Consider the following 14479-nt stretch of genomic DNA (forward strand, 5'->3'; position numbering starts at 1 on the left):
ATGACGCTTTTTATTGATGTCGATGATGCTGCACGCCTGTTCACCCAAGTCGGTATCCGCCGCGCCATTCGCGAAATGGCCGGCTACATCGAAGCGGACTACGCACGCTGGGCGCAGTTTGATAAATCGCCGCGCACGGCCAATCACTCGGCGGACGGCGTGATCGAGTTGATGCCCACCGACGACGGCCAGCAGTACTCGTTCAAATACGTGAATGGCCACCCGAACAACGGCCAGCAGAATTTGCTCACGGTCATGGCTTTCGGTCTGCTGGCCGATGTGCAGAGTGGCTACCCCACCCTACTCAGCGAACTGACCTTGACCACCGCCGTGCGCACCGCAGCAACCTCCGCGCTGGTGGCGCAATCGCTGGCTCGCCCGGGTGCGACCTCGATGGCGCTGATCGGCAACGGTGCGCAGAGTGAATTCCAGGTGCTGGCCTTTCATGAAATGTTGGGCATCAACGAAATCCGCATCTTCGATATTGATCGCGACGCGTCCCTCAAGTTGAAGCACAACCTCGCCGCGTTCCCGGACATCGAAGTGATTCTGGCCAGCTCGGTGAAGGACGCGGTCAAGGGCGCGGATATCGTCACCACGGTTACCGCCGACAAAGCCTACGCAACGATTCTGACGCCGGAGATGATCGAGCCCGGCATGCACATCAATGCGGTCGGCGGTGACTGCCCGGGTAAAACCGAACTGCACGCCGACATCCTGCGCAATGCCCGGGTCATCGTCGAGTTCGAGCCGCAGACGCGCATTGAAGGCGACATTCAGCAACTGGAGACCGATTCCCCGGTGATCGAGTTTTTCCGCATTGTGCTGGGCGAAGTCGCCGGACGCGAAAACGATGCGCAGGTGACGGTGTTCGATTCGGTGGGTTTTGCTCTGGAAGATTTTTCCTCCCTGCGCTACCTGAAAGACCTGGCGCAGGCACAGCAAATCGGCCAGCGCATCCACCTGGTGCCGACGCCGGCCAACATCAAAAACCTCTTCCAGTTGCTCGATCCGCAACCGGCCAAAGCCTCGCGTCTGCGCACCGTCAGTTGATCGCTAACCGCCGCCCCCAAGCCACAGGGGGCGACTCACCTTGTGATTAGCCGCTGCACCTCTAACAAGAACGCTCGACACCTACTTTCTGCCAAAACTCAAAAACATAAAATCAAGAGGTTTTGCAATGAAATCGACCCCTTCCGGGCTGCCTGAACAGCCCGCGCTGCAGCGCACGCTCAGCAATCGTCACATCCAGCTAATGGCCATGGGCGGTGCCATCGGAACCGGCCTGTTTATGGGCTCCGGGAAGATCATCGCCCTCTCCGGGACGTCGATCATCCTCATCTACATGATCATCGGCCTGTTCGTGTTTTTCGTCATGCGCGCCATGGGCGAAATGCTCCTGTCCAACCTCAACTTCAAAACCTTCGCCGACTTCGCCGGCGCCTACCTCGGCCCGCGCGCGGCGTTCTTCCTCGGCTGGTCGTACTGGCTGAGCTGGAGCGTGGCGGTGATCGGCGACGCCGTCGTGGTCGGCGGATTCTTCCAGTACTGGTTCCCCGACGTACCGGCGTGGATACCCGCCGTCGGCATGCTGGCGACCCTGTTCGCGCTAAACGTGCTGACCGTCAGGCTGTTCGGTGAGGTGGAATTCTGGTTCGCGATCATCAAGATCATTGCCGTCGTGACCCTGATCGGCGTCAGCAGCGTGCTGATCGCCAGCTCCTTCGTCTCACCCAGTGGCGTCACCGCGTCCCTGAGTCACCTGGTGGACAAACAGGCAGCGTTCCCCAACGGCTTGTTCGGCTTCTTCGCCGGATTTCAAATGGCGATCTTCTCCTTCGCCGGCACCGAGCTGATCGGCACCGCCGCCGCCGAAACCCGCTCGCCAGAGAAGACCCTGCCCAAAGCGATCAACTCGATTCCGCTGCGGATCATCCTGTTCTACGTGCTGGCACTGACCTGCATTATCGCCGTGACCTCGTGGCAACAGGTTTCCCCCGTCAAAAGCCCCTTTGTCGAACTGTTCCTCGTCGCCGGTTTCCCCGCAGCGGCCGGCATCGTCAACTTCGTGGTCCTGACCTCGGCCGCCTCCTCGGCCAACAGCGGCGTGTTTTCATCAAGCCGCATGCTGTTCGGGCTGGCCAACCAAGACAACGCGCCCGGCATATTCCGCCGACTGTCGAGCAACAGCGTGCCGCTGCTGAGCCTGGCGTTCACCACGCTGTTGATGCTGGTCGGCGTGCTGGTGCTGTTCATCGTGCCGGAAGTCATGACCGCGTTCACCATCGTCTCCACCGTGTCGGCGATTCTGGTGATCTTCACCTGGTCGACCATCCTTGCGTCTTACATCGCCTACCGGAAAAAACGTCCGGATCTGCATGCGAAGTCGGCTTACAAGATGCCGGGCGGCGTGCCGATGGCTTGGTTTTCGTTGGCGTTTTTGGGCTTTGTGCTGGGTTTGCTGGCGTTGAGGCCTGATACGCGGATTGCGCTGATGGTCATGCCGGGGTGGTTTGTCTGGTTGGCGATTGCTTATCAGTTGACGCGGTTGAGGAAGCCGAAATCTGCGGTTGAGTCGGCGGGTCAGTTTGGTTAGATCTGCGAGAAAAAGCCGTCACCTTGAAGTGACGGCTTTTTGTTATCAGTGAACGAGCATTTCACCTGCCCATGGCGACAGGCTTTACGCCTTCACCTCAACGTTATCCAACGCCTGATTCACCGCCAACTCCCCCAGCATCACCACCTGCGCAATGCCCAAAGCGGTTTTGCGGTGTGAGGGGTCGAGTGCGGCGGCGAAGTTGTTGAGCATTTCCGAGGCGGAACTCAGCGTCTCACTGGCGTTGGCCAGCAGGGATTCCGAGTCGTACTTGGGGTTGGCGAGGTACATGCGCTCGGGCTCGTTGACGCTGGCCATGATGTGGCCGGCGGGAAGGAGATAGTGATCGAGCGCGCGCTCGGCGGCTTCGTGGAGTTTTTTGGGGTTGAGGGATTCGTAGGGGGATGCGGGATCGGTTTCTGGCGGGTTGGGCGTTACTTTGAACATAGATGGAACTCCAGCACTTACAAAATGGGAGTCATCCACTCTCGCTACCAAACGAAGGGTGGTGACCATACACAGGTTGGTAGACCGGAGCACTGGAACCGGCGCTTCCGAAGAAGCCCTGAGCATGGCCACCATAATCCAGGCGCAAGAATGCGACTGCATGGGGTGACGCGATGCATCAGTGCTGCGGGTCTACCAAACCCGTTCACTGGTTTTCAGTGACCCAGGAACGATAGAACCCGCTAGCTAGACGCACAAGCCGGCGGATTCTGTCTTAGGTGTAGGGGGTGGCGCAAGGTGGTGTAGGCTAAGGACTGCAGCAACAGGTTTCATTTAAACAACCACGTTTTTTCCGTTTGGAAAGGCTCTACGAGCACGCGGATCGACTTAATACTGTCATCAGTGCATCGAACACCGCGGTCCTTTTCCAAGCACCTTCCGTCGTTCCGATGATGGATCGGACTGACTTGACTCCTGCCCCCCGTAAATAAAAGCCCAAACCGCTCCCTGCTAACCCGCGTACCAGTTGCGTACCAGCTCTGCTTCACTCCCTCCAGCCCTGCCCCCCTTCTACCGACTGCTTTAACAAATTTTAAGCATCGGTTCTCAGCTCCAATCCTGGCACTGTCTATCGAGTTTTATGAGCGTTAAAACCGCGACTGTGAGAGGTTGGCCAACCTCCCCCCTATGATTCCCCCGTTTTCAGGTTGCCCCCTGGGAAAAAGGTAATATTGGTAATATTATTTTTTGCAGCAGAAAAAATACAATAAATTCAACGAGTTACCGATATTCTACAAAGGTAATAATAGGGTAAGAGAAAGGTTAGAAAATCACCTTCAGCCGTAGTAATTTTAGCCACCAATAAATCCCTTTATAATCAATGATTTATAAAAATATTACCTTCTGCCTTACCAAATATTACCTTCAAAGGTAATACGTCAAAGCCACGTTCTATAAGGCGTGTAGGCAATTTTCTGCATCGGATTACCAAAATTACCTTTTCCCAGCCTTGAACTGAGATCAGCCCGTCAAGTGCCCTGCTATGCTTCCTGATTTGCGAACGGAGTCGAATGCATGGCTAGCGAATATTCCCTTACCGTCGTTCTCGAAAAGATGTACGAAAATCAACTCGGCCTCGAAGCTGCGCTCATGGAGCTGGTACCGTTGATAGAAAGTCAGGGGAACGAAACGATCGGCGAAAACGCCCGCGTTGCTTTGGAACGCACCGGGGAAAACGCAGGCTTCATCAAACAGGGGATAGCCCGCTTGCATAGAACGGGCAAAAAAATAGGTTCTGCGATGATAGGTATCGGTCAATAACAAGCGGTCACCCACCGCCCAAAACAGTGGCAAAAAGCCACTCCCTATGCCTATCATGCGCGACATTCCAAATACAAGAGCAGCTAAGAGAGTCGTTTTAAATGGATATTAAAATTGAAGTAGCCGTTCCGAGCTCTGCATCTACTAAAGACAAGGGCGATCTTTTAGAGGACTTAACGGCAAAACTTTTAGCTGCCCAGTCGTACGAGGTAGTAAAAGAAATACGACTTACAGCTGTAGAGCTCGACCTTCTTTGCAAACACAAAATTAGCGGCAAAGAAATTTATGTAGAATGCAAAGCGTATCGAGACAAGCCTATTGATGCAAATATATTAAAAAATCTTGCTGGCACGAGAGACTTTATGGAATACCCAGAAGCTTGGCTAATCAGCACGGCCGAGTATGGAAAGGAAGCCAAAGGCTTTATTAATACGTGGCAACAGAAACCGATCGAAAAAGCATCGAAATTGAGCTTTTACGAACCCCACGATGTAATTAATTCATTAATTTCAGCAGGCGTTATAAAAAAACCACCTCAGGATAAAGCAACGGAATATTGTAAAAGCCAGAATTTGTTAGGTGGTTGGATTCTTCTAATAACACCCTTCGGAAACCTTTGGGCTGTAACTATTTTAGCGGGCGGAATCCCTAACAAAGTTATTTTTTATCACGCCTCAAATAATGAACCTGTAACAGACTCAAAATTGATAACAAATCTACAGAGTACGGATACATCTCTAGCCCCTCTAGAATTTGAGGCTCAAACTGCGAATACTTTAAAACCGATATCTCCCGCAGCTGAAGATATTGGAGAAGTTGCTCAGGTACAAACAGGTTTGGAGTGGAGCGACTACCGGCCTGCAAGGCCTCAAGATTTTGTAGGTCGAGCAAAAGATATCACATTTGTATTTGATTTTTTCAAACAAGTTTTAGCGCAATCTACGAGCACTCGAATATTTGCTCTTACCGGAGACTCCGGCATGGGAAAAAGCTCACTGATAGCGAAGTTAACAGACAAATCTAAAAACTCACAAAACAAGAATAAGTATTTTATTTTTCCAGTCGATGTTCGCGCCGCCACAAACCCCTCTTATGTATATTCGGCGCTACTCAATTGCTTAAGCACTGCTCAGCTTCAGGGGTTCGGCGACAACAATATAAATCTAGTGATCTCTGATGTAAGCAACCCGTTAAACTCTTCATCCTTAAAGAATTACCTAACAAGCGTTGCCATTCAAAAAAAAATAATCATATTAATATTTGATCAATTCGAAGAGCTATATTCGAAACCTGAACTCTTTGAAGTGTTTAATCGAGCCAAAGCACTCTTACTTAACGCGGCAAGCGCTTGCGGTTGCCTATGCCTGGGTTTCGCTTGGAAAAGCGATAGTACAACACAGGGAGATCATCCAGCCTACTTTTTCTGGCACCAATTATCTGACTATCGCATCACTCGAAAGCTTTCCCCCTTTTCGGACAGCGAATCAAACACAGCGATAAATATTTTTGAGAAAGAGCTCGGCCAAAAACTACATAGCGATCTAAGGCACAACCTAATTATAAGTAGCCAAGGGTACCCTTGGCTGCTTAAAAAATTATGCATTCACATTTACGGAAAAATAAAATCCGGGATTGACCAAGAAAACCTGTTAGCAAACAAACTGGATATAGCAAGTCTGTTCGATACAGATTTAAATCAACTCGGCAAAGCTGATAGAGCATGTCTTCAGATAGTCGCAGAGCGTGCACCGGTGGATTGGTTTGAAGTTACCGAGTCGTCAAGTTCCGAGGCATTGGATTCTTTAATGCATCACAGACTTGTTATCAAAAGCGGTGACAGGCTAAACGTCTATTGGGATATTTTTAGAGAATATTTACTCACTAAAAAGGTCCCGATAATTCCTTTACGCTATCTCCCGTCGACTGAGCCTGCATCAGTAATTAAAATTGCAAAAATGCTAAAATTGGGAAAACCTGTATCCATTCAGGAACTTGTCACTAGTTCCGGCTTAACTGAAGGCTCAATTCAAAATATCGGCACAGATATAAATATGTTCGGCGTTGCAACTCGGGACGGTGGCGCCTACCAACTTAACCCTGGCCTAATTGAAGGTGATGAAACAGCTATTTTTGAAGCAGTCCGGGAAAAATTTAAAAAACACGCATTTACGTTAGCCATCCAAGATCGTACATCAAGTTCAATCATGACTTTGGGCGATGCGATATCGATCCTACAAGAGATATTTCCAAATAGCACTTACGCGGAAAAAACTTGGCACGTTTATACTCTTCGCATTTGTAAATGGCTGGAGCTATGCGGATTCTTAGTTAGTTCAATGAGCGGATGGATTTATAGAGACCAAGGATCGGTTCTGAAAGATGGACTAAAATCATCCCGCCGCCGCCGCTCTTTGAAAACATTCGCCCCACTCGCGTCTCCATCGCTCACAATTGAAGGTTTGAAATGGCTCGAAAAAATTAACAGCGTAGGGAAAAAGGATAAACTTCCCACAGGATATATAAATACTCTAAGAATCCTAGTGCGCTTTGATTTTGCCACACAGGACTTGACTCATTATTTATTTAACAAATCAAAACTTTCAAAATACGCATCCCATTTCGACGCGATTTTCTCGATGGCTGCAGCTGAACCTATAATTTTAGAGAATGAGAAAATCCTGAAAAACAACCCAACAATTAAAAGCAAGGAGTTAGGCGAATTGCTTTCTGATAAATACGCTCTGGGTTGGAGTGAAGGATCGGCGCTGCGCAATGGGCGTGAATTGCTGGCATGGACAAAATGGGTGACGGAAAATAGGAAACCATAGGGCTTTATTAGGCTCATAGCTGGCGCAGGGGATTGATCATTTTTGAAAGGCGGCCAATCCTCTAAGCATGCCAACCGTGCGCCTTTCAGCAGAGCTACGTCTCAGCCGGGGGCGTTCGAGATCTCTCTCGCTCGCTCACCGTGGAAGTTCAAAAACTTCGTAGACACCCATTTTGGGCATGGAAAATAGGAGCCAGACCACAATACTCAGTCAATTTTTCTCGCCTCATCAGCAAGCAAGAGCACGTAGTAACTACGCGTAAGCCTCCGTCCTATCCCAATCCTGATAAACTCTCCCACCCTCGCCCCTCTGATCCAGATTCCCCCAATGCCCCTACAACTCGCCCCACTCTCCCGCCGCTTCTCCGTCGCCCCGATGATGGATTGGACTGACCGCCATTGCCGTTTCTTCCTACGCCTCCTATCAAAGAACGCCCTCCTCTACACCGAAATGGTCACCACCGGCGCGCTCCTCAACGGCGATCACGAACGTTTCCTCCGTCACAACGAAGCTGAACACCCTCTCGCCTTGCAATTGGGCGGTAGCGTTCCGTTGGATCTGGCAGCCTGCGCGCACATGGCTCAGGAACACGGCTACGACGAAGTAAACCTGAACGTCGGCTGCCCAAGCGATCGTGTGCAAAACAATATGATCGGCGCCTGCCTGATGGGGCATCCGCAGCTGGTGGCGGATTGTGTGAAGGCAATGCAAGACGCAGTGACAATCCCGGTGACGGTAAAGCATCGCATCGGCATCAACGGTCGGGACAGTTACGCGGAGCTGTGTGATTTCGTCGGTACCGTCCGCGATGCCGGGTGCACCAGTTTTACCGTGCATGCGCGGATTGCGATTCTGGAGGGGTTGTCGCCGAAGGAGAATCGTGACATTCCGCCGTTGCGCTATGACGTGGCGGCGCAGCTGAAGGCGGATTTTCCGGAGTTGGAGATTGTGCTGAATGGCGGGATCAAGACGATGGAGGCTTGCCATGAGCATTTGCAGACGTTCGACGGTGTGATGTTGGGGCGTGAGGCTTATCACAATCCGTATTTGCTGGCGGAGGTGGATCAGCAGTTGTTCGGCAGTTCGGCGCCGGTGATCAGTCGGGCTGAGGCGTTGGCGCAGTTGCGTCCTTATATAGCCGAGCATTTGCTGGCGGGTGGTGCGATGCACCATATCACGCGGCATGTTTTGGGCCTGGGCACTGGGTTCCCGGGGGCGCGGAAATTTCGTCAGTTGTTGTCGGTGGATATTCACAAGGCCAAGGATCCGTTGGCGTTGCTGGATCAGGCGGCTGAGTTGCTTGAAGGCCGTTGATTGATGGTTTGAGTGTGCGGGCGACGCATGAGCGTTCCCCGCTGTTTTGTTGTACTGACAGGATGTCTTTTGTTTATGCCCGCGTTTAGTTGCGTTTTGTTCAAGCGTTTTGCCCTCTTCGCTGTTTTCTCGACCGCCTCTGCCAGCAGCTCTGCACACTGCGATTTCATTTGCGGTGCCGGTGAGGAAAGCCCTCTGCAAATCACTCAGTTCACCGGATTGCTCGTCGCCACGACGGTGCTGTCGCCGTTCTATGCAACGTCGGAAGTGTCGGGGCTTAATAAACGTGTTTACTCGGTGGAGGAAATCGAAGCAGCGCGATATTTCCTCGCCAGCGACGGCATGCTGCAGGCCGCGTATTTCACGTCGGTCCTGCAGCGCTATCGCCTGGAGTCGCCGGATTCGGCGTTAAACGATCTCGCCGTTGCGGCGTTGATCAGCGCTCAGTGATCAGGCTGCCGCTGCTGCGGTCCAGTTGACCCAGCCAAACACCCACGTCGCCAGAATCAACAAACCAAAGGCGATCCGATACCAGGCGAACGCGGCGTAGCTGTGGTTGGCAATAAACTTGAGCAAGCCACGCACGGCGATCATCGCGAATATGAAGGCAGTGACGAAGCCGAGGGCGAAGACTGGCAGGTCGTTGGGCTGGAACAGGTCGCGGTATTTGTAGCCGGAGTACACGGCAGCGCCGACCATGGTCGGCATGGCGAGGAAGAACGAGAACTCGGTGGCGGCTTTGCGCGACAGGCCGAACAGCAGGCCGCCGATGATGGTCGAGCCGGAGCGTGAGGTGCCGGGAATCATCGCCAGGCATTGTACGAAACCGACTTTCAGTGCGTGAGACCAGCGCATGTCGTCTACGTGTTCGACGCTGATCACGTGGTTGCGCTGTTCAGCCCACAGCATGATGATGCCGCCGACGACCAGTGCCACGGCGACAGTGATCGGATTAAACAGGTATTCGTGGATCGCGTCGGCGAACAACACGCCCAAGACCACGGCGGGCAGAAAGGCGATCAGCAAGTTGAGGGTGAAGCGTTGTGCATTACGTTCGGTGGGCAGGCCTTTGACGATTTCGAAGATCTTCGGTCGAAACTCCCAGACGACGGCAAGGATGGCCCCCAGTTGAATAATGATGTTGAAGGCCATGGCGCGTTCGCCGCCGAATTCCAGCAAGTCGGCGACGATGATCTGGTGACCGGTACTCGAGATCGGCAAGAACTCGGTCAGGCCTTCTACCGCACCTAATATCAACACCTGGAAAAGGGTCCAGAAATCCATTAATCCTCCGTCAGAGCGCTTTTGATGAGCGACCGGGTAATAACACTCAGGGGTTGAGTATCTGCAGTGAGACCATTGACATACATAAACGCAAAAGCTCATCAGCCATAAAGATTACGTCTTATTAAAAGACACACTCAAGCCATGTTAGTAATCGTCGGCCGACGAACTACACGAAAAATATTTAGGCCTTTTTGCAGAAAAAAGTTGCTCCGGCAATAAAGTGTGATCAATATCACATTATGCAGAGATGGCCAGACAGTGGCAGATGGACATAGACAAAGCCATCGCAATAAGCTCAAAATAGTGGCACCATTGCATATCGCCACCATCTAAGCAGTAGTTCACCCCTCCGAGAAAATCAACTAAAAGCTTGAAAAGCTTAATTATTGTTAGAAAACTCGGGAGACACGTCTAAAATCCGCGCAAATGTTACCAATTGTCAGTCACAGATGAGAACCGGTGCTTTAACATCCCGATGTCAGCACTTAATTCGAGTCAATGCATGATGCTCTCAGGGAACTTAGCGACTAGAAGTCCGCGCCCGACAAACGACGAACCTGGTGTTCTTACTCTGGGTCGTACCCGTGGCGTGGCTGAACATTTCAAAGCGCTAGTCGCCCAGCATTTACGCACTGATATGGCGCTCGAAGCCGATGCGTACACTAGTTCATATCAGTTGAATGAACAGTCTGGTTCGTATCGAGCCATCTTCCTTGTAATCGACAGCCCCCAGGCCCTCGAAGACAATCTTGCGCTGGTCGAAAATCTGCGCAGCGACAACTTGAAACCGATCATTTGCGCGGTCATCACCGGTCGCGGCGCCTTCAACAAGATCAAATATTATCTGGCTGGCGCGGATGTTTGTATCAAGCTCAATACCCTTTCCGACGATGGCGCCGAGTTGCTGGGCGAGTTCTTCAACAGTGAAGAATGGCAACGCGATATCGATCTGACGCTTGATCCGACGCGTATCTGCCTGATGGGCACCAACAAGAAACTCGACATCTCGTTTGCCGAAATGAAGATCCTCGAAGCCTTTGCGCAAACCGGTAATCACATTCTGAGCCATGATGAAATCGCCAGCATCATGGGCCTCAACACCAATTTCTACGACCCTCGAGCACTGGAAAAATCAATCAGTCGCTTGCGTGGAAAAATCAAGGACATGTATGGTACAAACGCGATTCAGAGCATCCGCGGCTATGGCTATCGCCTGCTGCGGGGTCTGATATCGACTGCCTGACTCTCGGGCAGTCTTCCCTTTTGCATACGTACGAAGGATCGTCTGATGCAACCATATAGCTCCCGTTCTGCTTCACGCCTGTTTGAAATCAAGCAATTGAATGAGCGCGACAACACGACCCATAACAATAAAACTCCATAACATAGCAGCAGATCGAGTGGAATTTATCGAGGGCCAATCTTGGGCCCAGACCCTGCCTATCGATTACTTCCGAGGAAGTCATTGCTCGCCTGCCGATTTTTCTTTTAGCCAATTTTGGTGTGTATTTAGGAGAGAGACATGGAAACTAGTACAACCCTCCCAAGGAAATATTTTGTTGTCGTGACTCACAGTACAACGTCGCAACGCGAACTGGAGAGCATGCTGTCCAGTGAACGTTTCAATTCGTTTGAAGGGGTTGATTCGCCCTCTTCCGCTCCAATGGTGATGGAGTTCACATATCCAAGCATCAGTCGCAAAAACGCCCCGCGCAGTATCGAACATGATACTCAGCGAATATTGGCCACACTTGAGTCCGAATGGCGGGCAGCGCAATCGGTCAATCCTTTCCAGAATGTCCCGGCCATTACCGGGGAAACCCGCAATATGCCGCCTGCCGTTGAAGGTGATATGCCCGGCAATGAAACCTGGCATCTCCACCCTGATCAGGGTGCACTGGTCAAAGAAGGTGTCGAAATCAGCCTGACTGGCCTGGAAACAGCACTGGTCAGGAAAATGCTCAGCCATGAAGAGCGCGTTGTCAGTCGTGACGAGCTGATTCTCAGCATCGGTCGAGAACCGGAACAATATCGCGGCCTGGAAATGTGCCTGAGTCGCCTGCAAGATAAATTCAAAAGCGCCAGTAATGGTGAGCGACTGTTTCGTGCCGTCAGAAATCGCGGTTATTGCCTGATTCAGGAAATCGTCGCGTAACCCGCAAGACCTCCACGAACAGAACAAACAGAAAAAGTGCGATTACAAAAACAACAAGAGCACTCTGTTTGGCTAGATCCTCCTCCCTGAATTAAACATTCCCTGCCTCCACCCTCCAACAGTAACAAAAGCAACATACTTTATTCACCCCTCGCTCTACGACCTTTTCTAACACCCTTCTATTTAATTATTAAAAAGTTGGCACTGTGCCATCTTGTTAGAACTCGTCAGACACCATTCCAGCCAATAACTTAGTCTATTGACTGACGACAGTTCGGCATATCGATGTTGTTACCTCAGGACACTCGTTAGAACAAAAACAATAAGTCTGCATAACAAATCGGTTTTCAACTGTTGAAACCTGAATGGACGTCTTTTGGGGATACCGTATGGATCTTTCTTTAAGTATCAATCGAAGCACAGGCCTCAAGGGACTGACCTTTTGGGGCCAATGGGCGCTGGCACAAGGCTTTGTGGTGACGCTGTTGTTCATACTCGCTGAGCAGCACACCGGGACGGTCGCGTTCTACTACCGGATGTGTGCCACGCTGGCGGTACTGGCGTCGGTGCCGGCTTATACGTTTAGCGGTGTTTATCGCAAACGTGACAACTACCTGACCGGTCTCGGTCGACTGTTTATGGGTTGGTCGATGACCATGGCGGCGTTGGCGTGCATCGCCTTTGTCTGCCAGGCCGATGAGCTGTTTTCACGGCAGGTGATTCTGAGCTGGGCGGTGTATGGCTTCCTCGGTCAGGCGTTTCTGTACGCTCCGCTGCATGCGTTTTCCAAGTACTACCAGCGCTCGCGGAAAAGCGAGCACAAGACGCTGATCGTCGGCACCGGCGAACTGGCGCTGGGTCTGGCAAAGAAGCTCAGCCAACTTGAAAATCTGCCGTTGGTAGGTTTGGTCAGCAATGGCGATGTGTCTGCGCTGGGTTCGGATGCACCGCGCGTGGTTGGCGATCAGGAACAGTTGCTGAAGCTGATCGAGGCGCATGACATCCGTCGCTTGTACATCACCCTGCCCTTGTGTGAAGCAGCGAAAATCGAGGCAATTTATGGCGATTTGCTGGGCGCCAACGTCGACGTGGTGTGGGTGCCGGATCTGAACAGTCTGACCCTGCTCAATCACTCGGTGAAAGTCGTGGACGGTCTGCCGGCGATCTACTTGAACGAGAGCCCGCTAACCAGCCGCCCTACCGCTGCTTTGAGCAAGAGTCTGGCAGAGAAAACCGTGGCGTTTCTGGCGATCATCGCGCTGAGTCCGATCCTGCTGATCATCGCTCTGGCGGTGAAGATCAACTCGCCTGGCCCGGTGTTCTTTAAACAGGATCGCCATGGCTGGAACGGCAAGGTGATCAAGGTCTGGAAGTTCCGCTCGATGCGTGTTCACGATGACCGTGACGTGAAGCAGGCCAGCCGTAATGACTCGCGCATTACCGCAGTCGGCCGCTTTATTCGCCGCACTTCGCTGGATGAGTTGCCGCAACTGTTCAACGTGTTGCAGGGGCACATGGCCCTGGTCGGCCCACGCCCGCATGCCGTCGCGCACAACAACTACTACTCGGGGAAAATCCTCGCGTACATGGCGCGTCACCGGATTAAACCGGGGATCACCGGCCTGGCCCAGATCAGCGGCTGCCGCGGCGAGACAGACACCATCGACAAGATGCAGAAGCGTGTGGAGATTGACCTGCAGTACATCAACAACTGGTCGTTGTGGCTGGATCTGAAGATCCTGGTGAAGACGCCGTTTACGTTGCTGTCGAAGGATATTTACTGAGGTTCGAAGCTGGATACCGCAAGGGGACGAAAGTCCCCTTTTTTGTGCTTGGGATTTGGCGGCGGGAGTGGATTGTGGAGGGATAGAAGGATCTGTGGGAGCGAGCCTGCTCGCGAAAGCGGTGGGTCAGGCAATGATGATGTTGACTGGGCTGACGCCTTCGCGAGCAAGCTCGCTCCCACAAGGGATTTGGGATTGGTTCGGGATTTATGGCGTGACAAATATCCAATGTAGGAGTGAGCCTGCTCGCGATGGCGGTGGGTCAGGCAACAGGGATGTCGGCTGGTCGGACGCTATCGCGAGCAGGCTCACTCCTACAGGGGATTTGTGGTTGGGTCGGGATTTGTGGTGTGACGAATAACAATGTGGGAGCGAGCTTGCTCGCGAAAGCGGTGGGTCAGGCAATGATGATGCTGACTGTGCTGACGCCTTCGCGAGCAAGCTCGCTCCCACAGGGATTCGGGAATGGCTCGGGATTTGTGGCGTGACAAATATCCAATGTGGGAGCGAGCTTGCTCGCGAAAGCGGTGGGTCAAGCGACATTGATGTTGGATGTGCTGACGCTTTCGCGAGCAGGCTCGCTCCCACAGGGTTTTTTGGTTGGCTCGGGATTTTTGGCGTGATGAGAATCCAATGTGGGAGCGAGCCTGCTCGCGAAAGCGGTGGGTCAGGCAACGATGATGCTGACTGTGCCGACGCCTTCGCGAGCAGGCTCGCTCCCACAGGTTTATGCGGTGCTTCGGAGATC

At 52.3% G+C, this 14479-nt stretch carries 11 protein-coding genes; 9 read left to right on the top strand and 2 right to left on the bottom strand.

The window, feature by feature from the left end:
• Both ACRRSD_RS05730 and ACRRSD_RS05735 read left to right on the top strand, forming a co-directional pair.
• The gene (locus ACRRSD_RS05730) at positions 1-1053 is read left to right on the top strand and encodes an ornithine cyclodeaminase (RefSeq protein WP_435037456.1); all 1053 of its coding nucleotides are present in this window, start codon (positions 1-3) and stop codon (positions 1051-1053) included.
• A gap of 127 nt (positions 1054-1180) precedes the next feature.
• Positions 1181-2596 carry an amino acid permease gene (locus tag ACRRSD_RS05735; RefSeq protein WP_435037457.1) on the top strand — a complete coding sequence of 472 codons (1416 nt, stop codon included), beginning with the start codon at positions 1181-1183 and terminating at the stop codon, positions 2594-2596.
• An 84-nt stretch (positions 2597-2680) separates the two neighbouring features.
• On the opposite strand, the gene ACRRSD_RS05740 is transcribed toward ACRRSD_RS05735, so the two are convergent.
• Entirely contained in the window at positions 2681-3043 is a 363-nt protein-coding gene (locus ACRRSD_RS05740) for a DUF6124 family protein (RefSeq protein WP_064120708.1), read from the bottom strand.
• A gap of 1074 nt (positions 3044-4117) precedes the next feature.
• On the opposite strand from ACRRSD_RS05740, the gene ACRRSD_RS05745 reads away from it, so the two are divergent.
• The 4 genes from ACRRSD_RS05745 to ACRRSD_RS05760 all read left to right on the top strand — a co-directional run bounded on the left by ACRRSD_RS05745 (position 4118) and on the right by ACRRSD_RS05760 (position 8955).
• Complete coding sequence (locus ACRRSD_RS05745) at positions 4118-4363, top strand: hypothetical protein (protein WP_435037458.1); 246 nt, start codon at positions 4118-4120, stop codon at positions 4361-4363.
• 101 nt (positions 4364-4464) lie between these two features.
• Complete coding sequence (locus ACRRSD_RS05750; RefSeq protein WP_435037459.1) at positions 4465-7191, top strand: nSTAND1 domain-containing NTPase; 2727 nt, start codon at positions 4465-4467, stop codon at positions 7189-7191.
• A gap of 327 nt (positions 7192-7518) precedes the next feature.
• Positions 7519-8505: a tRNA dihydrouridine(20/20a) synthase DusA gene (dusA, locus tag ACRRSD_RS05755; RefSeq protein ID WP_435037460.1), complete on the top strand. Its 987-nt coding sequence runs from the start codon at positions 7519-7521 to the stop codon at positions 8503-8505.
• Positions 8506-8532: 27 nt separating this feature from the next.
• Positions 8533-8955: a DUF2388 domain-containing protein gene (locus tag ACRRSD_RS05760; protein WP_435037461.1), complete on the top strand. Its 423-nt coding sequence runs from the start codon at positions 8533-8535 to the stop codon at positions 8953-8955.
• On the opposite strand, the gene ACRRSD_RS05765 is transcribed toward ACRRSD_RS05760, so the two are convergent.
• Positions 8956-9789, bottom strand: a complete 834-nt coding sequence (locus ACRRSD_RS05765; RefSeq protein ID WP_435037462.1) for an undecaprenyl-diphosphate phosphatase — start codon at positions 9787-9789, stop codon at positions 8956-8958.
• Positions 9790-10294: 505 nt separating this feature from the next.
• Between ACRRSD_RS05765 and ACRRSD_RS05770 the strand changes: the two genes are divergently transcribed.
• The 3 genes from ACRRSD_RS05770 to ACRRSD_RS05780 all read left to right on the top strand — a co-directional run bounded on the left by ACRRSD_RS05770 (position 10295) and on the right by ACRRSD_RS05780 (position 13731).
• A complete protein-coding gene (locus tag ACRRSD_RS05770; protein WP_435037463.1) occupies positions 10295-11035 on the top strand; it encodes a winged helix-turn-helix domain-containing protein in 741 nt (246 codons plus the stop codon).
• 279 nt (positions 11036-11314) lie between these two features.
• Positions 11315-11947: a winged helix-turn-helix domain-containing protein gene (locus tag ACRRSD_RS05775; RefSeq protein ID WP_435037464.1), complete on the top strand. Its 633-nt coding sequence runs from the start codon at positions 11315-11317 to the stop codon at positions 11945-11947.
• 389 nt (positions 11948-12336) lie between these two features.
• Positions 12337-13731, top strand: a complete 1395-nt coding sequence (locus ACRRSD_RS05780) for an undecaprenyl-phosphate glucose phosphotransferase (protein WP_435037465.1) — start codon at positions 12337-12339, stop codon at positions 13729-13731.
• Positions 13732-14479 lie beyond the last annotated feature (748 nt).

This window comes from Pseudomonas neuropathica, assembly GCF_051174785.1.
In the GTDB taxonomy this organism is placed as follows: domain Bacteria; phylum Pseudomonadota; class Gammaproteobacteria; order Pseudomonadales; family Pseudomonadaceae; genus Aquipseudomonas; species Aquipseudomonas neuropathica_A.

Coding starts and splice junctions, on each gene's coding strand:
- ACRRSD_RS05775 (WP_435037464.1), top strand. CDS start 11,315: ATGGAAACTAGTACAACCCTCCCAAGGAAATATTTTGTTGTCGTGACT.
- ACRRSD_RS05730 (WP_435037456.1), top strand. CDS start 1: ATGACGCTTTTTATTGATGTCGATGATGCTGCACGCCTGTTCACCCAA.
- ACRRSD_RS05735 (WP_435037457.1), top strand. CDS start 1,181: ATGAAATCGACCCCTTCCGGGCTGCCTGAACAGCCCGCGCTGCAGCGC.
- ACRRSD_RS05750 (WP_435037459.1), top strand. CDS start 4,465: ATGGATATTAAAATTGAAGTAGCCGTTCCGAGCTCTGCATCTACTAAA.
- ACRRSD_RS05765 (WP_435037462.1), bottom strand. CDS start 9,789: ATGGATTTCTGGACCCTTTTCCAGGTGTTGATATTAGGTGCGGTAGAA.
- dusA (WP_435037460.1), top strand. CDS start 7,519: ATGCCCCTACAACTCGCCCCACTCTCCCGCCGCTTCTCCGTCGCCCCG.
- ACRRSD_RS05745 (WP_435037458.1), top strand. CDS start 4,118: ATGGCTAGCGAATATTCCCTTACCGTCGTTCTCGAAAAGATGTACGAA.
- ACRRSD_RS05760 (WP_435037461.1), top strand. CDS start 8,533: ATGAGCGTTCCCCGCTGTTTTGTTGTACTGACAGGATGTCTTTTGTTT.
- ACRRSD_RS05740 (WP_064120708.1), bottom strand. CDS start 3,043: ATGTTCAAAGTAACGCCCAACCCGCCAGAAACCGATCCCGCATCCCCC.
- ACRRSD_RS05780 (WP_435037465.1), top strand. CDS start 12,337: ATGGATCTTTCTTTAAGTATCAATCGAAGCACAGGCCTCAAGGGACTG.
- ACRRSD_RS05770 (WP_435037463.1), top strand. CDS start 10,295: ATGATGCTCTCAGGGAACTTAGCGACTAGAAGTCCGCGCCCGACAAAC.